Annotated in this window: 10 protein-coding genes and 1 pseudogene; 2 read left to right on the top strand and 9 right to left on the bottom strand. The window is 42.7% G+C overall.

Translation table 11 applies throughout. From position 1 onward, the window contains the following. Window positions 1-4: 4 nt before the first annotated feature. The 3 genes from C8D84_RS08855 to C8D84_RS08865 all read right to left on the bottom strand — a co-directional run bounded on the left by C8D84_RS08855 (window position 5) and on the right by C8D84_RS08865 (window position 2,641). Window positions 5-610 carry a fasciclin domain-containing protein gene (locus C8D84_RS08855; RefSeq protein ID WP_109591537.1) on the bottom strand — a complete coding sequence of 202 codons (606 nt, stop codon included), beginning with the start codon at window positions 608-610 and terminating at the stop codon, window positions 5-7. Between the two features lie 183 nt (window positions 611-793). After that, window positions 794-1,744 carry a fasciclin domain-containing protein gene (locus C8D84_RS08860; protein WP_109591539.1) on the bottom strand — a complete coding sequence of 317 codons (951 nt, stop codon included), beginning with the start codon at window positions 1,742-1,744 and terminating at the stop codon, window positions 794-796. Window positions 1,745-2,086: 342 nt separating this feature from the next. Continuing rightward, window positions 2,087-2,641 (bottom strand): fasciclin domain-containing protein, encoded by a 555-nt coding sequence (locus C8D84_RS08865; RefSeq protein WP_109591541.1) that lies wholly within the window; start codon window positions 2,639-2,641, stop codon window positions 2,087-2,089. 561 nt (window positions 2,642-3,202) lie between these two features. On the opposite strand from C8D84_RS08865, the gene metH reads away from it, so the two are divergent. Continuing rightward, window positions 3,203-6,991, top strand: coding sequence for a methionine synthase (metH, locus tag C8D84_RS08870; protein WP_109591543.1), 3,789 nt, complete (start codon window positions 3,203-3,205; stop codon window positions 6,989-6,991). A gap of 83 nt (window positions 6,992-7,074) precedes the next feature. Here metH and C8D84_RS08875 read toward each other — a convergent pair whose 3' ends face one another. Continuing rightward, on the bottom strand, window positions 7,075-8,397 hold the full coding sequence (locus C8D84_RS08875; protein ID WP_228244520.1) for an MvaI/BcnI family restriction endonuclease: 1,323 nt from the start codon (window positions 8,395-8,397) through the stop codon (window positions 7,075-7,077). A 272-nt stretch (window positions 8,398-8,669) separates the two neighbouring features. On the opposite strand from C8D84_RS08875, the gene C8D84_RS08880 reads away from it, so the two are divergent. Further along, window positions 8,670-10,232 (top strand): DNA cytosine methyltransferase, encoded by a 1,563-nt coding sequence (locus tag C8D84_RS08880; RefSeq protein ID WP_109591547.1) that lies wholly within the window; start codon window positions 8,670-8,672, stop codon window positions 10,230-10,232. 144 nt (window positions 10,233-10,376) lie between these two features. On the opposite strand, the gene C8D84_RS08885 is transcribed toward C8D84_RS08880, so the two are convergent. The 5 genes and pseudogenes from C8D84_RS08885 to C8D84_RS08905 form a co-directional block, all read right to left on the bottom strand. After that, window positions 10,377-10,523 carry a DUF2256 domain-containing protein gene (locus tag C8D84_RS08885; RefSeq protein ID WP_109591549.1) on the bottom strand — a complete coding sequence of 49 codons (147 nt, stop codon included), beginning with the start codon at window positions 10,521-10,523 and terminating at the stop codon, window positions 10,377-10,379. 51 nt (window positions 10,524-10,574) lie between these two features. Further along, complete coding sequence (locus tag C8D84_RS08890; protein WP_102077519.1) at window positions 10,575-10,745, bottom strand: DUF2256 domain-containing protein; 171 nt, start codon at window positions 10,743-10,745, stop codon at window positions 10,575-10,577. Window positions 10,746-11,113: 368 nt separating this feature from the next. Further along, window positions 11,114-17,302 (bottom strand): DNA repair ATPase, encoded by a 6,189-nt coding sequence (locus C8D84_RS08895; protein ID WP_109591551.1) that lies wholly within the window; start codon window positions 17,300-17,302, stop codon window positions 11,114-11,116. A 469-nt stretch (window positions 17,303-17,771) separates the two neighbouring features. After that, window positions 17,772-19,850 (bottom strand): flotillin family protein, encoded by a 2,079-nt coding sequence (locus C8D84_RS08900; protein ID WP_109591553.1) that lies wholly within the window; start codon window positions 19,848-19,850, stop codon window positions 17,772-17,774. Between the two features lie 246 nt (window positions 19,851-20,096). Then, window positions 20,097-20,179 (bottom strand): annotated as a pseudogene (locus tag C8D84_RS08905) (IS5/IS1182 family transposase); the annotation flags it as partial.

The following is a 20,179-nucleotide window of genomic DNA, read 5'->3' on the forward strand; positions in this document are numbered from 1 at the left end:
CAACTTACTCAGGCATCAATACTGCATCGATAGTGTGAACCACACCGTTCGTTGCCATGATATCTGTACCAGTAATATTAGCCGTGTTACCAGTCGCATCAGTGATGACATTAGCATCGCTAATGTTGATAGTAGCACCATTTACAGTAGCAACATCAGTACCATAAGGAATGTCAGCTTCCATAACAACCACAGGCACTACGTGATATGGAAGTACTTTTTTCAGTAGATCTGTATCGGCTAATAGCTCTTCTTTAGTAACGCCTAGCTTCTCTAACACAGGAGCAAAGGCATCATCAGTTGGTGCAAATACCGTATAAGTCCCAGCATCCATCATCATTGTATCTAAGCCAGCAGCTTGTAATGCAGCCGTTAGAATCGTTAGATTTTCGTTGCCAGCTGCTATTTCAGCAATGCTTTGCGTCGCAGCAGTATCGGCCATTGGATCGGCTTCAGTCATTGGCTCAACTTCGGCAACGGGCTCTACAACCACTTCTTCAGTAGTCACTTCAGGCTCAACAGGATCAGTAGCTGCTTCTTTATCATTACAAGCGGCTAATGACATGGCAGCTGTAACTACAGCAATAGAAAGTAAGTTTTTCTTCAACATAAGTATTTCCTTATAAAGGGATGGTCTGTTAAGTGACTTGTTTGACAAATAACTTAACCCAGTTAATGTATATAACAGCGAACCACTTATCTGTTGCAAATGATAGCAACTAAACAATAGTAATAATGTCGCCTCTGCTATACCAATAACTATAATTTTAACTGATTAATTTCGGATTAATGCTTACTTAGGTAGCAACACTGTATCGATCACGTGTACAACTCCATTGTTCGCTTGTATATTCGCGGTCACGATATTAGAGGTACGATCTCTCCCATCGGTAATTTGTTTTTTATCGTCAAATGTGATGCTGCTGCCTTCGAGCATCTCTTGACTGCCTGCCATAATTTCAGAGGCAAAGACGCGGTCGTCTTCAATCACATGATAGGTGAGCACTTTCGTCAACAGCGGCTTATCTTGTAATAGCTGTTCTTTACTTATCTCAAGTTCAGCTAATAATTTAGCAAAAGCGGCATTATTGGGTGCAAAGACGGTAAAGTCAGCTTCTTCATCAGCCAGGGCGTCAGCCAGTCCTGCTGCTACCACCGCTTCTTTGAGGATACTGAGATCCTCTGTGGCAACGGCTAGATCGACTATAGACTTGTCAGTAGGTAGCAATACGTCGTCAATGAGGTGAATGACACCATTAGTGGCCAGTACATCTGTTTTGATAATTTTAGAGGTATACCCACTTGCATCCATAATGATATTGGCATCACTAATAGAGAACGCTTGACCATTGACTGTTTCGATACTGTCGCCATAAGGAATGTCAGCAGCTTTGACTGTCATATTGGGGATAACATGATAAGTTAAGACCATGGTTAATAGCTCTTTGTCAGCCAATAACTCTTCTGACGTCACATCAAGCTCTTCCAATAATTCAGCAAATGCAGCATCAGTAGGTGCAAATACAGTAAATTCGCCCTCTGATGACATCAAAACTTTATCAAGTCCAGATGCCTTTAGCGCAGCATTAAGAATGGTTAAATCTTTATTTTCAGCAGCAATTTCTGCAATATTTTGTGTTGGCGCTTCTACAACAACTGAAAAATCATTGTCGTCGTCATTACAAGCGGCTAGCGGCAAAACGGTCATGGCAAGCGCCAGAGATAATAGGGTTCTTTTTAGCATGAGTATATCCTTATGTATGAGTTCAGATGAACCATCTACTTTGTCAGTAGCATCCGTCGAATGATTGAAATTGTTAAATGATCAAAGCTTTCAACAAGAAACAAAGATGACTGTCGTTTATTGTCGTAGTGTTAAACAATAATGATGACACGCTTAAAAAATATCTCAAACATTCTAAATACCAGCAATTTCATTTAGAAAAGCTTCATCTAAAATAGTTGGCAATTAAAATAGCGTGTATTTAACAATCATGTCATCAAAGACGGTAGCTGGTACTCATACCAGCTTCATCATACAAAGTAATAGGGATATAATTCTTTAACTGAAATTTTGAGATCAATCTTATTTGGGCAGTAATACTCTATCAATAACATGTACTACGCCATTATTAGCAGCAATATCGGTTTTTATGATATTGGTAGTACGACCATTTTCATCCATCAATTTGCCCTGATTGGTGACCATCAGAGTATCTTTACTGAACATAGTAATATTGCCCGGTTTAACGTCTTTCGCATATACTGGCGCAGCACCGTTAATCACGTGATAGCCTAAAATCTTAGTCAATAGTGGCTTGTTGGTAAATAGTTGTGCTTTGCTCATGCCTGTTTCTTGCAGGACTTGTACAAATGCGGCATTGGTCGGCGCAAATATTGTATAGTTTGCATTCGGGTTAGACAAAGCACCCGCCAAATCTGCCGCTACGACGGCTTCGACCAGTAGCGAGAAGTCAGGATTACTTTGGGCAACTTGTACCACATTCATTTTTGCCATAGATTGACTGTGCATAGGTGCTTTCATCGCTGCGCTTTTGCTTGGCATCATATTATTACAAGCGCTTAAACCAGCGATTGAGAGTGCTAATGTACCGATGGTAGCAATTTTAGTAAGCTTCATAACATTATCCTTAATGATTGAGTATTTATTGACTGTTCTATAACTGTCTTGCAGATTAGATCGTCTTCCCTTATAGCAAATACTAGCGCTAATAATAGTGGTAAATGTTAGATGTCATTGAATACAACTATTAACATTTACTAGTAAGTATTGCTTATGAAACATCAATCCTTCTGAAATTAAATTAACATATAACCAAGCTTTATCAATTCCTCTTTACGCAACTTTTTGTAGTACAGGTGTAAACTCTGTCTGACTTTTAAGCACAATCGTTGTGCTTTCATTTATAGATACAAAGCTTTATGTAATCTTTAAGCGAAATGATATTCATTTGTTCCTAATCGCTTAATGCCATAAACTTTGAACATCATGCTCCCTCAATCAACAGGCAGATTTTTTGTCTAGCATATTGCCAAAGAGGAATAAGTACTGTCCCACGTGAGCTATGATTTTCATGCTAGAATAATGCGGATTTGCCCACGCCTTTTATGAATGTTGCACGCTATTTATTATTCTTATTACTCTCCCTTTTATAACATTGACGATATAAGCAGCGCTCCTATGACTCAAACGATGACTTCTCAATCTGATCCTACTTCTAGTCCATCATCCGCTGATGACTTTATTTTAACGCCACCTGCCGTGTTTCCTTATAAAGAGCAGCAATTGACGGCACGTGCACGTATCACCGAGCAAATGGCATCACGCATCTTGATGTTAGATGGGGCGATGGGTACACAGATTCAGACCTATAAATTAGAAGAAGCAGATTATCGTGGTGAGCGTTTTGCCGATATCAATCAAGACGTACGCGGTAACAATGATTTATTAGTACTGACACAGCCGCACATGATTAAAGACATTCATCACGATCATCTGCTAGCTGGTGCCGATATCATCGAGACCAATACCTTTAACGGTACGCGTCTGTCGATGGCTGACTACGATATGCAGTATCTAGTGCCTGAGCTGAATAAGACAGCAGCCAAGATTGCCCGTCAAGCAGCGGATGAATTTACGGCAAAAACGCCTGAGAAGCCGCGTTTTGTCGCTGGTGTCGTAGGGCCAACCTCACGCACTTGCTCGCTATCACCGGACGTCAATGACCCTGCTTTTCGTAACATTACCTTTGATGAGTTAGTACTAAATTACCGTGAAGCGACCTTATGTCTGATAGAAGGCGGTGTCGACCTCATCCTCATCGAAACAATATTTGATACGCTAAATGCCAAAGCCGCAATCTTTGCCATCACAGGCGTGTTTGATGATATTGGCTTTGAGTTACCGATTATGATTTCGGGGACGATTACCGATGCCTCAGGTCGAACGCTATCAGGTCAAACCGCCGAAGCCTTTTATAATTCAATCCGCCATGCCAAGCCATTATCGGTTGGCTTTAATTGCGCATTAGGCGCTGATGCGCTGCGTCCGCATATCCAAACGCTATCGAACATTGCTAATACCTATGTGTCAGCGCATCCGAACGCAGGTCTGCCCAACGAGTTTGGTGAATATGATGAAACAGCTGAACAAACCGCCGCCCTACTCGAAGGCTTTGCCAAAGCAGGTATCTTAAACATCGTGGGTGGCTGTTGTGGTACGACGCCTGAGCATATCCGCCAAATCGCTAAAATGGTGGCAAATTATCCACCGCGCGTCATTCCAGATATCCCACCTGCCTGCCGTTTGTCAGGTCTTGAGCCATTTACGATTACACCTGAAAGCCTGTTCGTCAACGTCGGTGAACGTACCAACGTGACAGGCTCTAAAAAGTTTTTACGCTTGATTAAAACCGAAGCCTACACCGAAGCACTCGATGTGGCGCGAGATCAGGTCGAAGGCGGCGCACAAATCGTCGATATCAACATGGACGAAGGCATGCTCGACTCTAAGCAAGCGATGATTCATTTCGTCAACCTCGTGTCTGGTGAGCCTGATATTAGCCGCGTACCGCTGATGATTGACTCGTCTAAATGGGACATCATCGAAGAAGGTCTTAAGCGTATCCAAGGCAAGTCCGTCGTCAACTCTATCTCATTAAAAGAAGGTCATGCTGAGTTCGTTGAGCGTGCCAAGCTTTGCATGCGCTACGGTGCCGCCGTTATCGTCATGGCATTTGATGAAGACGGTCAAGCCGATACTTACGAGCGTAAGATTCAGATTTGTCAACGCAGCTATGATGTGTTGGTCAATGAAGTTGGTTTCCCATCAGAAGACATTATTTTTGACCCGAACATTTTTGCCGTTGCCACTGGTATCACTGAGCACAATAATTATGGTGCGGACTTTATCAATGCCACCAAATGGATTACCGATAACTTGCCCAATGCGATGGTATCGGGTGGTGTCTCTAACGTCTCGTTTAGTTTCCGTGGTAACCCTATCCGTGAAGCCATCAACTCCGTATTCCTCTATCATGCGATTCAGAATGGTCTGACGATGGGTATCGTCAACCCTGCCATGCTTGAGCTATATGATGATATTCCGAAGGAAGCTCGTGACGCCATCGAAGATGTGATGCTCAACCGCAACCAAGGTGAGAGCGGTCAAGATGCCACCGAACGTCTGATGACTGTGGCTGAGAACTACCAAAACGGTGGTAAGAAAAAAGACAGCACCGTTGATATGAGCTGGCGCGAAGGCACGGTAGAAGAACGCATCGCCCATGCACTGGTCAAAGGCATCACGACCTTTATCGAAGCGGATACCAAAGAAGCATGGGAGAAATACCCCAAGCCGCTAGAAGTCATCGAAGGGCCATTGATGGACGGGATGAATATCGTCGGTGACTTATTTGGTGCCGGTAAAATGTTCTTACCACAAGTGGTCAAATCAGCTCGCGTGATGAAACAATCCGTTGCGTGGCTAAATCCGTATATCGAAGCAGAAAAAGTCGAGGGTGAAAAGAAAGGCAAAATCCTCATGGCAACGGTCAAAGGCGACGTCCACGATATCGGTAAAAACATCGTCGGCGTGGTGCTGGGCTGTAACGGCTATGACATCGTTGATCTGGGTGTCATGGTGCCGTGTGAAAAAATCCTCGATACCGCTATCGCAGAAGAAGTCGATATCATTGGCCTATCAGGTCTGATTACCCCAAGTCTCGATGAGATGGTCTATGTCGCCAAGCAAATGCAAGAGCGCGGCATGACGCTACCCTTGATGATTGGCGGTGCAACGACCTCCAAAGCGCATACTGCGGTCAAAGTCGAGCCACAATACCAAAATGATGCCGTCATCTATGTATCTGATGCCTCACGCTCAGTCGGTGTAGTCACTAAACTGCTCTCCAAAGAATACCGTCAAGCGCTTATCGATGAAACTCGCGAAGAGTATGTCAAAGTACGTGAACGCCTTGCTAAGCGTCAACCAAAAGCGGCGAAGGTCACGTATGCGGAATCGGTCAAAATTGGTTTTCAGTATGATTGGGAAAACTATGTGCCACCTGTGCCTAATAAGTTAGGCCAAGTGATATTGGATGACTACCCTATCACTAACCTACTGCCATATATCGACTGGACACCATTCTTTATCTCTTGGGGACTGGTCGGTAAGTATCCGAAGATATTGCAAGATGATGTGGTGGGCGAAGCGGCACGCGATTTGTTCGATAATGCCAATGAGCTAATGCAAAAGATGATTGATGAAAAATTAATCGTCACCAAAGGCGTGTTTAAACTTATGCCTGCGCGCCGTACGGGTGCCGATACCGTTACTGTCTATGACCATGCCACTGAAGGTGGTGCAGCAGAATATCAATTCGAGCACTTACGTCAGCAAAGCGACAAGGCCAGTGGCAAGCCGAACTTTAGCTTGGCGGATTTCATCTCGCCATCAGAGACGCATGCTGACCACTTGGGCGGCTTTACCGTCTCCATCGTCGGTACAGAAGCACTGGCTGAGCAATATAAAGCGGCAGGCGATGACTATAATGCCATCATGGTACAGGCATTGTCTGATCGCTTAGCAGAAGCATTTGCCGAGCATTTGCATGAGCTAATCCGTAAAGAGTATTGGGGCTATCAGGCTGATGAGAGTCTAACCAATGATGAGATGATCAAAGAAAAATACGTCGGCATCCGCCCTGCACCTGGCTACCCTGCTTGCCCTGAGCATACCGAAAAAGGCAAGTTGTTTGATTGGCTGGGTACAGTAGATGCAATCGGTACAACGCTAACTGAAAGCTATGCGATGTGGCCTGCGTCATCGGTCAGCGGATTTTATTACTCGCATCCTGACAGTGAGTATTTCAACGTCGGTAAAATAAGCCGCGACCAGTTAGAGAGTTATGCTGAGCGTAAAGGCTGGGATATGAAGACTGCTGAGAAGTGGTTAAATCCGAATTTGTAGATTTTTAATAAGGGATTTGAAGCGGGATTAGTTTTTATATCTGATCCCGCTTTTTTTCTATCTTCCAGTCTAGGTAGATTTACTTAAACTTTAACTAAAGAATAAAGTACAGGTTCTGGAAAAAGCATATCTAAAGCTTGAGGCTTAATTTTAAATAAAGGTCCCTTTTCTCTTGCAGAACCAGTAGTATTTTTACGTTTTATAAGATGGTCAATAGTTACTACGCCTTGCTGAATCAAAGGCAATAGCTGATGCACTCTAGGATTCTTTGTATGAGTAAAATCCTTTAAACTGAAGAACTCATTTTCATTTATCAAATCTACCTCTGCATTTATCCAAAATGTTTCCTTATGCTTATTAATTAGACATTTTCTTAACATCTTACCTTCCCAGCTTGCTACTAACCCATCGTCAATATGAACTTCATTGACAATATCATTTTCTAAGTCTACGACAAGCTTTAAACCTTGTGAATTCACATTCGTAGCACTTAGAGTACAATACAATTTTAAATCTCCATTTCGTTCATATCCATATTTGTCAACAATATCTCCTGACCCCTTAAGTTTACTTATTTCCCAGTTAGGAACCTGAGCAAACAAATTTTTTCTATTATTTGTGACTCTTCCTGATTTTAACTCAATTCCCTTATAATCAGGTTTTTGGGAGGAATTTGCTACAATATTAAGTGCGTGCTCTACTGTCATACCAATAGCGGTATCACCCTTCATAATAGCTTTTAAAGGTTGTTTCGCAATCTCAATTAACTTATTTCGAAGCTCTATAGCTACTTCATCTAAAGATTGCTCAAGTTTGAAAAGGAAGTCTGAGTAATGCGATAAATCTACTAAATTGAGGTTCAGCACATAGAGCTGATCGTCAATAATAAAAAAAGCCAACTCATCATTAGGCTCAACAAAAGGCTTTAAACCATGAACCCAGATACGCGGGTCACCGCTCTTAGTCGTTGGTCGGTATAAACTAACTTTTTTATCAAGTATTTTTTCAGGTGTTATTAATGCACAGATTTCTACAACCTTGTATTCTTCGCCTTGTTTTTGTTGCTCGTAGCTGTGAAAGGCATTTTCATAAAAAAAGTTTCTTAGACTACCTACAGCATCCATAATTGATTTTTTGATGCCGGTAGCAGTTATTGTTAGTACTGAAAAATCAATACCATACTCTGCTAATAACTCTTTATTTTGCTGATTTAAAGTTTTTTCTTGAGCCTCTGAAGTAGCTATGGTTACTTTACCGTCTATAGCATTTTTAGTTAAACTCTGCCAACTCTCATACCCATATTTTTCGGCTACTAAATTAAGTGCCTGATTTAGCGCTACGTTTTTTTCTTTTTTTAAATCACTAGCATCTTGCTTTAAACGTTTAATTGTACGGGTCGTCATCATAGGCTGCTCCATTGAAAGTAATAAGCACAGCTCACTATAAAAGTGACAGCTAGTACTTGGGTTCAATGAGACAACCTGAAGGGGTTTTTACTATTAGTCAGCTTATGGACTGTCTAAAGATAGCGCTCTCTAACGCTTATTTTTTCTTAATTTATTGATATTTGGTTTATTAGTCAAATCAAACCATAGTTAATTTAGCTCCTGGACTTTGAAGTATTTTTCATATACTATACTCACTTAGATTGAGTATTAATCAACTGGTCGGTATCTTGATGAAATATATAGAATTATTCGCTGGCTGTGGCGGTCTATCTTTAGGCTTACAAGCAGTTGGATTGGAAAACATTATGGTAAATGAATTGTCTCCTATGGCGGGAGAGACATATGCCTACAACTTTTACAATGAAGATCTATCTCAACCTGATTTTCTAGAGAAAAAAAACCCTCATACAGTTTGGCTTTCTAGCAAATACTCCATAAATGATATGACCTTGAGATTACGGGAAGACCCTAGAGAGTATCCAGATCTCGAAAGTACAGATTCTTTTTCAGATGTGAGTAACTTAGATTCGATTCGCCACAAATTGATAATTGGTAGTATCAAAGAGCTAAACCAAGTACTCAAATCAAATCCATCAATACTAGAAAGCATTAATGATGCCGATGTTGTCTCAGGAGGTCCACCGTGCCAAAGTTTTAGCATGGCAGGACTGCGTGAGTTAAGTAATGATAGAAATACGTTACCGTGGGAGTTTATGCAATTTGTCAAACTTACTAACCCCAAAATTGCAGTACTTGAAAATGTTTCAGGTATTTTGAGAGCATTTAGAAGCGAAGGAAAGCCTTACTATGCTTGGTTTGAGATAGCAAAAGGCTTTGCTGCTCTAGGCTATGTTCCTATATGTCTACATGTAAATGCAAGATTTGCAGGTATTGCTCAAAATCGTAACCGTTTTATCTTGATAGCTATAAGATTTGATACTCTCAGTCAACAACTGCATTCGTTCAATGACATAGAGTTATCTCTAATCAAACCTTATCTTAGCTTCTATCAGAGTATCGAAAGCTCTAAGACTGTTAAATTCGATGATATTAAAGTCATAGATTTAACTAAAGGCACTGACACTGATTTAGTAAATACGTTTCTAGCACCTTTTTTCGAATATAAAGAAAATAATTTTACTGTCAAGGATGTAATTGATGATCTAAAAGCTTCAGACAATCTGTATGGTAAGAAAAGTAAATACCTAAATTTTATCGAATCGTCTTTAAAAACGGCGCCAATAATTAGTAAGGATTATCTGCAAAACCATGACCTTAGAGCAAATAGCCTACCCGTAAAAAGGAGATTTAGAATTTACCAAGTTTTAAATAAGCTAGAGTCTTCCGAAAGGAAAGAAGTATTTGATTTTCTGAAAGGTAGAAGTGAAATACTATCTGAAAAAGTAGCGAAGAAGCTATTAGAATTTGATTTTCTTTTGTTAGATGGTTCATTTGGAAAGCTATCTCATGAGAACGAAATAACAATGTTCTTTAGACAACATTTGACTAAAAAACATTCTCAAAAAGCGCTTATACCAGAGATGCCAGCGCCCTCAGCCTTGTCAATACCTGATGACGTATGTCACTACGATAAAAGCGAGCTACGAACCTTAACTGTTAGGGAAATGGCTAGAATACAGTCATTCCCTGATAGTTTTGTTTTTAAGTCTAAAGTTACTACTGGTGGAAAAATGCGTAAATTTGAAGTACCTCAATATACTCAAGTTGGTAATGCTGTACCGCCCATATTGGGTGTAGCAATAGGTAAGGTGGTCAAGAATATTCTAAGCTAATCTGTTTACTCAAAATGTGTTACTGGTAGCTTATAAAGTCATGAATAAACTACAGTCATTCTAATAGCAAAGCCACTTTTACCTTACGTCTCTGGTAAAATTGGATTAGAAAACGTGGCGATTTTCTATTGTTCAGATTTTAACTCAATCTACTTTACCTTTAGTCCGACGACACCGCTCAGAACAATAAATAACCTGCTCCCAATCCTTCTCCCATTTCTTACGCCACGTAAACAGGCGCTGACAGACAGGGCAGGTTTTTTGCGGTAGGTTTACCTTTTTATGTGCCATCGTCTGCTCCCTTCTGCCGTATATCTAATATCTATGGTTAATGTTTAGTACCTACTTAGCTTCTTTTTGATGATCCAGCCCTTCATACTTTTTCACCCGTCGGCATTGGTCGGAGCAATAGACCATGCTCTCCCAGTTTTTATCCAGCTTCTTAGTCCAACTAAACTCGCGCTCGCAGACAGGGCAGAGTTTTTTGCGGACGTTCTTCTTTTTATGCGCCATAATTTTCTCATTGGTTTGTTTAATCTATAGTCGATTCACTACCATCGGATACGGTATCAGGCTCGCTTCACCTACTGTTTGTAGTAACTTTACTCGCCGTCATCGTACCCAAAGTAGCTGTTGCCGACTATATTACCATTGTCTCTTAATCATAAGCCCTATTTATAGTGCTATTCATAAGTGATATTCATAAGTGATATTCATAAGTGATATTCATAAGTGATATTCATAAGTGATATTCATAAGTGATATTCATAAGTGATATTCATAAGTGATATTCATAAGTGCAAGTCATCAGCATTGCTCATAAGCGTTAATAATTAATAATCAATCTTTAGTTGGTAATCATAGCCATTAATCAGTAGTTATTAATCATAGTCATCAAAGATTTTATTAAGTCTGTTGAGGCTATTGACGATCAGCTTACCAGATTGATCGGTACTGCTATCGATGAGTAACTTCTCATCCATCCGCATCGTTAGCGGTGCAAGCGCCTCTTTCAATGCGTTTGCCATAAGCGCAGTCTGCTGAGTGATGTCAGGCACATCTCTATCTACGGTTTGATGCTCTTCATTCTTAATCAGGCTCTCAGTCAGACTACTAGACAAGCTATTCGCCATTTTTTGCGCCAGTTGTTCAACAGCATTGACCAGCTGCACCATCAGTGCTTTTTGCACCTCTTGGTTTTGCTTAAGATACTCGCCTTCCGCCTTTTCAGCATTGTGATCATGCTTATATATTTGTACCAGCTGATTCAGACTTTTCTCAAAGCCATTATCGATACTATCGCTGACGACTTTGGCATTATTGATCACGCTATCGGCGAGGATTTTCTGTGACTCTAATTGGGCGTTTAACTGGGCATCGAGTTGCGCTTGCTGCCCTGCTTCTCGTAATCGAGCGATTTGCTCTGGATCATTTTTTGTTAAGTATTTTTCAAACTGACTACTAATCGCATTGAAGCCACTGGCCAAGTCGACCAACTGGGCAACGATACGCGCGCCCGTATCACCATCTTCACCGCCCATGGCTTTATTACGCAAGAAGTCGGCTTTGATTTGTGCCCAACGCTGCATTTCTGCTTCGGTCAAGACACCGCGCATCTCGCCAAGCTTGAGCAGATTACTCTCTGCGCCTTGCGTCAGTAGTTGCGACTCGCCCAAATAGTGATCGTCTATCAGCTGGTTCAGCTCACTCTTATTCATGACTGCCGACAGTTTTTCGGTCATCTTATTCATATTACGATAACTGCCTTGCAGCTTAAATATCGGCTCAACGCGGTACTTATCGTCTTGAGAGGCGGAAGCAATATACGCTTGGTTAACATCCAGAATGACTTCTTGCACCGTAAACATATGACGCAAGATCGCGACAATCTCATTAATCTCTGAAGTGCTATACGGATACGTCAAATCACCGCTTTGAGCTTGGGCAAGATTCGCATTGTCCGCTTTCGCCATTTTGATGAGACGATGAACATCTGCTAGGTCGCGGTTAGCCAGTGGCGCGAGAACGGTGTTAGAAGTGAGCGAGTTTTCGATATAACTGAGCGCAAACACTTCTTCCATGCCGCTCATTATATCGCCTAAGTTGTAGATATCGGCACGGTTGGCAAGCATATCTGGTACTTTAAAGGCTTCGCCGCTCTCGGTATACGGGTTACCTGCCATGACCACGCAGAACTTTTTGCCACGCATGTCATAAGTTTTCGTTTTACCTTGCCAAACACCATCGATACGGCGCGTACCATCACCGAGTGAGATAAATTTCTGTAAAAATTCCGCATGCGTATGCTGAATATCATCGAGATAAAGCATGACATTATTGCCCATCTCAAAAGCTAAGTTGATTTTATTCAGCTCTTCTCGTGCGGTGGCATTGGGCGCTTTTTCAGGATCTAAGGACGTCACATCATGACCAAGTGACGGACAGTTAATCTTCATAAAGATAAGGCCAAGACGATTTGCCACATACTCCATCAAAGTGGTTTTACCATACCCTGGTGGCGATATCATCATGAGAATACCCATCAAATCGGTACGCTTATCCTCACCGACCGTGCCCATCTGTTTGGCGAGGTTATCACCGATGAGTGGTAGATAACTCTCGTTAATCAGACGGTTACGCACAAATGAGGACAATGGACGCGGCATAAATTCGTCCAGCCGTAACGTCTCTTTTGAGTCATGTAATATTTCTGAGCGCATGGCCAGATAACGTCTATACGCAGGAATGACCTGCGTATCATGATGATGCAGACGATTTAAGAAGTCATCAACGGCAAAGGTTAAGGTCTGCTGATGAATACGCGGATGCTCACCCAGCAAGTTATTAACTTGTATTTCAAGCGATACCTTACCCGTGCTACGCTCAAAGCTTTGCACTTGATTGAGCGGATTATTAATACTGGTCAATGAAGGCGTTGACGTAGCCGACGAGGTAATTGAGGAAAATGATAAGGCAGATGGCGTGGCACTTGCGCCTGTACTGTTTAAACCTTGATTGCCCAATCCTTTAGCACTTAGCTCTTTATTAAAAGCCCCTTTATTGAAGCTAGCACCTGAATCAATCAATCGTTGCACCAAGGCTTCACGCTGGGCATCATTTAATTGAGTAAGTAAAACCGCAATGGCTTCGGGCACATAATGACGGCCACTTTCTAGCTGTTGCTTGCGTAGCGCCTCTTTTTCCTTACTCTCAGCAAGCTGCTCTTCACTGAGTGTCTCGCCTGCCTCATCTCTGCCATCAGCTGATGCATTATCTGACTCATTACCACCGTAAGTCTTATCAAGCAATGCATGAAACCATGTTGCCAATAGCTCATACGCTGATTTTGGTTGGAAGCCAAGCTTGCCAATAGAAGATTGCAGTTGGTCAAAGCCAGCTGTGCTTTGCAGGCTGCCTAACGCACTGTTTAGCGTTTGGCTTAGTTGCTCACACAACTGCTGCGCTTGTTGACTGGTTTGCCAGTTTATTGTGTTAGATGCGCTGGCATTCGATTCAGCTGATTGCCCCATGACGCTAACCAGATATTCACAGGCAAGCTGAACATAGCTTGGTTTGAAGATATTAGCGCCGTTATCAGCGCTACCATCTTTATCAACGCTAGCACCGATATCACTACCAATATTGTCATCATTATGAGCGGCGACAAAATCACGCATCACTTGGCTCATATCTTCGACTAGTAAAGACTTAGCCGTATCACTGCCTAAGGCACGGCGCAGTTGCTCGGCGGTCGCAGCTCTATCCGTCCAGTTATTTGCACGCGTCAGCACAGACTCATTTAACCAAGCGTCATAACCGAACTGGCGTAAGCTGTCTAAGCCCAGCGCTTGTACGATATTCAGCTGCCAATAGAATAATTGCGCCAAGGCACGTACTTGCGGGGTATAAATCAGCAACCCTGCCTCGCGCAAAGTCGGCAGTATTTGCATCAGTAATAACGTGGCATCATGATCATGAATACCTTTGTCATAGCCGAGCTGATAGCGAGGGGTCGCGTAAGCTTTGACCAATTTGGACAATGGACTGTCATTATCAATATCACCATTAATATCGAGCGTAATGACAGTCGCATCGTATGCTTGATATAGGCGCGCTTCAGTCAAACCCTCCTGGCTGTTCTTAGCACTTTCGATAATGCTATAGGCCAAGTACTCAGCGCGGTAAACGGTATCAGACTCAGAGGCGATATTCATGTCCCAATACGGGCGCAATGCGTTCAGCTCAGTGTTATTAAGCACTTCATAATAGTCTGTGCCCGTTAGATGTAGATTTAAAACACGATTACCATCTGACTGCTGACGACTCAATAACGTCAAATCAAGTGGCTGAGTATTGACCGAAAAACGGTGCTTGCCCAGTTTAATAATCTGACCACCATCTTCAAACAAGTCCGACTTATCTTTTAGACTCTTATAACTCTCGATTTGAATGGCTTTTAGGCGGGCATCGATGTCATCAGCTTTTACGCTAAAGCTCATCGCTTGCAACTCTTTTGCGATGTTGCGGACTTTTTGCACCAGACCATCAGCCGCGAAATACGTATTTAGTGCTTCTTCTTCTGTAAAACCTGTGACGCCAGTGCTTTGCGTGCGTTTTTTAATACTCTCAAGCATTCGTAGCGCACCATCACCTAAGTTTTGCGCTTTACGGTTACGGGCATCGAGTAATTGCTGCTTATGATTTTCGAAGGTCTCGTAAATCTCTTCACGTTTGCTGATGATATCGGCTAAAAACTGATCGCCGCTGTTGGTCTCTGGATCAGCGAACTGGCTCTCTAACTCTTCTAGCTGCACTAATAATTTTGCCATTTGCTCATCTGATTTCTCAGGGGTATTGGCAATGGATAATGCATTGGCAATAGATTGCCCGAACAGCTTAAACTGCGCACCAAATTGTGCAACGGCCTCCGCTGAGCCTAGATTTTTGCGTTTATGATTGAGCTTGGCTTTGCTCTGATTTAGGCTCGCATAGATAGTCGATATATCATCGATAATTTGCGTACGCACCGTAGCATCAGCCACATCCAACGTGCCTAGCAACTCGGTTAATAAATCTAACCCTTGCGCTGTCTCATCGATTTTTTCTAGTATAGGTTTTAGCTCAGCATTGGTTTCTGCGGTGTTTAAGCGCTCACTGACATCTATTAATATGCCTTCGTAGCTTGATAGCGCTTCTTCCCCGCTTAAGAACAGCACGGTCTTTTCAGCCAGTTCGCTTTCGGCTTCTTCTAACTGCGTCTGCAATGCTCGTAACTTATCAGCATCCAGATAACGCAAATCTTCCAAGCTGACCAAACGGCCTTTTTGGCGTCTTAACGCTGACAACTGATCGACATAATCACTGGCAGACTCAAAACTAGTGACCCGTATCTGCCGCAAAATCTCACTTTGCTGGGTATCGGCATCGGCTAGCGCAGTTTGGGTTTGCTTTTGGATACTTTGTACTTTGGCGAACTCATCAATCACCAGCTCAGCCGTGGCCGTCACTTCTTTAATACTACTGGCGACTTCGCTCAGCTCAGGCTCAGACAACCAATAATAGCTGTCAAAGAGTCGGCTGGTATTATTGGTAAGCTCTTCATAGAGCTTCTGCGACACGCTTTGATTGTCAATGAGGCGGGTAATGCTATAAAGATCTGAGATACCGCGCACCAATTCTTTATTGCCAATCTTGCCATAGAAGCTCGTGCTCTCTGGCAACTCACTTACATACTCGTGTGAGGCATAAGGCGTGTGCCATATCTGCATCGGATGAATACGAGACGGCTCGCTTTGGTCACTAAACAGCACCAAGCGGCCATTCTCAGCCAAGGCCGTACCGTTGCAATAAATAGGGTTCGCCAATTGCTTTTTAATCAAGTTATAAGGAAACAGCCCCGTAACGCCCAAGTCTCTGTCGTAAAATAAGAATAGAACATCTTCCCCATTCGGCGATACAATTTTACGCTTAAACCGTAAGTCAGTAGCACCAACGTTATTGGCCTCAAACAGCTTATACTCACCCGTCTGTAGATAATAACCACCCGGAAACATGATGCCGTGGTCTTCTGGTAGCTGAACACATGACTGTCCAATCGCATCCAATCGCAGTACCGCTTCGGTCAAGGTGTTATAAACAAAATAACGGTAGTCCTCTTCACGATAAGGCAATATTTTAAGCAGTATTAAACTGCCCACTTTGGCATAAGCAATCTCAGCATCGGTCAGCGACTGGGTACGGTCATTGACCGGTTCACTATAAATACCCTGACCGGACTGCGTATTGTCCTCAATCTTGATGGTCAAATCGCCACCGACCGTTTCCACAAATATCGTGTCTAAGATATTCATATGCGGATATTTACCATTCACCATTTGATCACGGGTGGTATCAATCCAGTCAAAATCATAAGCAGGCGGCAGCTCAATATCACGCTCGCCTCGATTGTCCACATAAGCGACTTGCGCCGACTCTGGCGTACCTTGGCTAAAATCTAGCGCAAAACGGAACACTCGAATATCGGTGATACGCTCGCCAATCTGAAACGCCAACAGTAATTTGCTGTCTTTAACTGTTATTTGAATCAGGCGCGTTTGCTTGTAGTATCGATACAGCTCATTGAAGTCTTGGACAAAGGCGTCTTGAGCCAAAAAAGTCCCTTTTAAGTCAACCTCTTCAAGCTGATACTCTTCTTCATTACCAGCTGGCTCGTTCAAACGATATAACGACAGTACGTCTTTAATATTGCTCGCGCGTTTTAGCCCCATAAAAACGTTGTAGCCAAACAGCAAATAATCGCCGACCTGCACCATGTCTTGTGCCACACAGTTGTACTCGGTACGAATACGAGTACGGGCGATGACTTGCATCTGCGTGCTACCAAACTCTTCGAGACGCGAATTATTGAGCGTAGCAGTCTGCTGCTCTAAGCGGCTGCCTTGTTCGGTTAAACGCTTTTTGATGAGCTCATAAGCATTGCCTGAAGCAACTGCTTGATCGGTTTGGTTTGCTTGATTAGCGCTATTATTATCGTTGCTATCTGAGTTCTTTGAAGTTTGCGTATCCGCCATCGTTGCTCGTCCGTTTTTGTTTTTACATAATAAGAGAATTTTGGGCAATAAGGAAAATAAGAAGTTATTTGAGATAAAGATCATCGAAAGTAAAAAAGCACTTGGCTAATCTAAAAAAACGAGTGGTCACTGCTGTTTTTTTAGATTAACCAACTCATCATGATTCGTCGCTCCGAATCACCCTGAGTTAGCAAAAAAATCTGCCGCCTACACGACAGATTCTTTATTTTAGAAAATATTACTCATTCACACTGTTAGATAAAAACTTACCCATTAAGGCTAGGGTGTGTCATCAATTAGATTGTGAGGCTTAAAATGAGAAAAATTGTAGATAAACAAGGAAGCAATTGCCGTTAATATGAACATATTGACAAAATTGCTGACGATGTTTAGCAAAATTTAGCCATTTTAAGACCACTAAACGTACTAATGTGCTAATTGATGACACGCCCTAGTCATTTAGACCTTACTAATAAGTCGTTTTATCATCATTTTTCTGGTTTGATTTCATGGCTTGACTGGCCATCACACCATTGATGATACCGCTCAATGTGTCTGACTTACCCGCTAGGCCATCAATGGCTTTACCAATAGACAGTGACTTGGCAAAATTATCAAAGAAATGAGCTTCGCCGCCAACAATATCAATTTTGGCTTTCTGTAACGCGACTGCCAATACTTCAGCATTTTCTTTCGCAATTTCTTTACCAGCGTCAATCGAGGCAAGCGCTTCTTGCAAGGCCGTCTCAAGACTCATACGGAACTCTTCGTGCTCACGTGCCTCTTTGCTCATGCTACCCATGGCATTGAATTTCTCGACCAGACCATCTGCTTCGGCTTGGAAATGTGCACGAGTAACTTCGGCTTTTGCCAATCCAACTTCACGTTCTGCTTTGGCATTTGACTCACCGCGAGCCGCGATGACTTGAGCATCTGCCATGCCTTTTTCACGCTCAGCTCTGGCGGTAGATTCACCGCGAGCGGCGATGATTTCTGCATCAACCATACCGATATCACGTTCAGCTTTTGCCTTAGACTCGCCACGAGCCGCGATAACCTCAGCATCTGCCATGCCTTTTTCACGATCTGATTGTGCTTCAGCTTGTCCAGTCGCTTTGATAACATTGGCTTTCGCAATGCCTTCTTTTTCCAAAGAAGCGGCTTTGACTTCTTGGATAGCTGCTTCAGCGAAGCCATGTGCCGACTCTTCTGCCTTGATACCTTCGGCCATTTTAATTTTGGCTTCTGAATCTTTAGCAGACGCTTCAAGATTCGCGGCAGCCAGTGTGGTGATTTCGACGGCTTTATGCTTGGCAGACAGCTCTTCTGCTTCGGCTTTTTTCACCTGACGTACTTTGATTTCTTCCGCATCGGCTTCTGCTGCTAGGACGCGTGTTTGCTTAGAACGCTCCGCTTCGCTAATCTCGCGGACTTCTTTGATACGCTCTTCTTCTTGCGCAACGGTTTTGTCCACTGCGATACGTTCACGAATGACGTTGGCGATTTCTTTTTTCTCAAGCTCAATCGCACGTTCAGCTTCGATACGTTGCAGATCAACTTCACGCTCACGAGAGACAATTTCTAAATCACGGGCACGCGTCACTTTTTCTTCTTCGATGACGACCGCACGCAGACGATTTTGTCCTGCTACTTCGATTTCGCGCTGCTGATTTTCACGCTGAATGGCCAAATCTTGCTCAACCGAGATTACAGCTGTTTCAGACTTTTTACGCTCTTCTTCTTCAATCTTGCGAGTTTCAGCAGTCTCACGTGCAATCACTGACGAGATTTCACGTTGCTGTTTAGCTTCGGCATCAGCTTGTTGACGCTCAAGCTCTAGCATCGCCTCTCTGGTTTCGACATTCTTTTTCTTAACTGCCAGCTCTTCATCACGCTCGAGCTCGTTGGTGATGACGTTCTGAAAGGCTGTTAATTGCGTAATCTTTTTGATACCTTCAGCATCTAAGATATTACTGGAATCTAATGACGATTTTGGCGTTTGCTCTAAATAATCAATCGCCACATCTTCTAAGACATAGCCATTCAGATCGTTACCGATTTCTTGAACGATGCTGTCACGAAACTCGCTGCGGTTTTCAAACAGTTTGACAAAATCAATCTGCTTACCAACTGTTTTTAAGGCTTCAGAGAACTTAGCATTAAACAGTTCGTTGACAGCGACTTTATCTGACGCGCGCTCTACCCCAACCGATTTGGCGACTTTTAGCACATCCTCTTCGGTTTCATTGACGCGTAAATAAAATGCCACGGTGATATCAGCACGCATGTTGTCTGCGCAAATCAAACCTTCTTTACCGCGTCTGTCCACTTCTAACGTGATGAGCGATATGCGCATCAATTCTTTTTTGTTGATGACTGGCCAAACAAAACCACCATCAAAACGTACGGCAATTTTACTCACACCGTTGATAATGAGTGCTTTGCCCTGCTCGACCTTAAAGTAAAAGGCCTTGAGCATCAGTAGTGCGACCATCATAAAAACAAACGCCAGCACTACAACCACGCCGACGATAATGAGTGTGTCCATATCCATTCCTTTAATTAAAACATTCCATAATCCATTCAATATAAATCAGATACGCTATCAGGCCTGCTAACTCTACTATCTATGGCACTGTTTATAGCATGTGCGCTTTATAGCCCTGTCACGCACCATTCTGATATCTGAACTATCTTGAACCGACTATAACCAAATTTAAAACGATTCGTGCTATTTCTAAAAACTCGCTATTTCTGACAATCAATTACTTCTAAAAACAATTAGGGCGTGTCATCAATTAAGCCAAATGACACAAGAAACTAAATGAATCGCACTGAGGAAATGACAGGCTAACTTGTCATAGCGAGTAGCAATCG

It is taken from the genome of Psychrobacter immobilis, from assembly GCF_003148585.1.
GTDB classification, from domain to species: Bacteria; Pseudomonadota; Gammaproteobacteria; order Pseudomonadales; family Moraxellaceae; genus Psychrobacter; species Psychrobacter immobilis.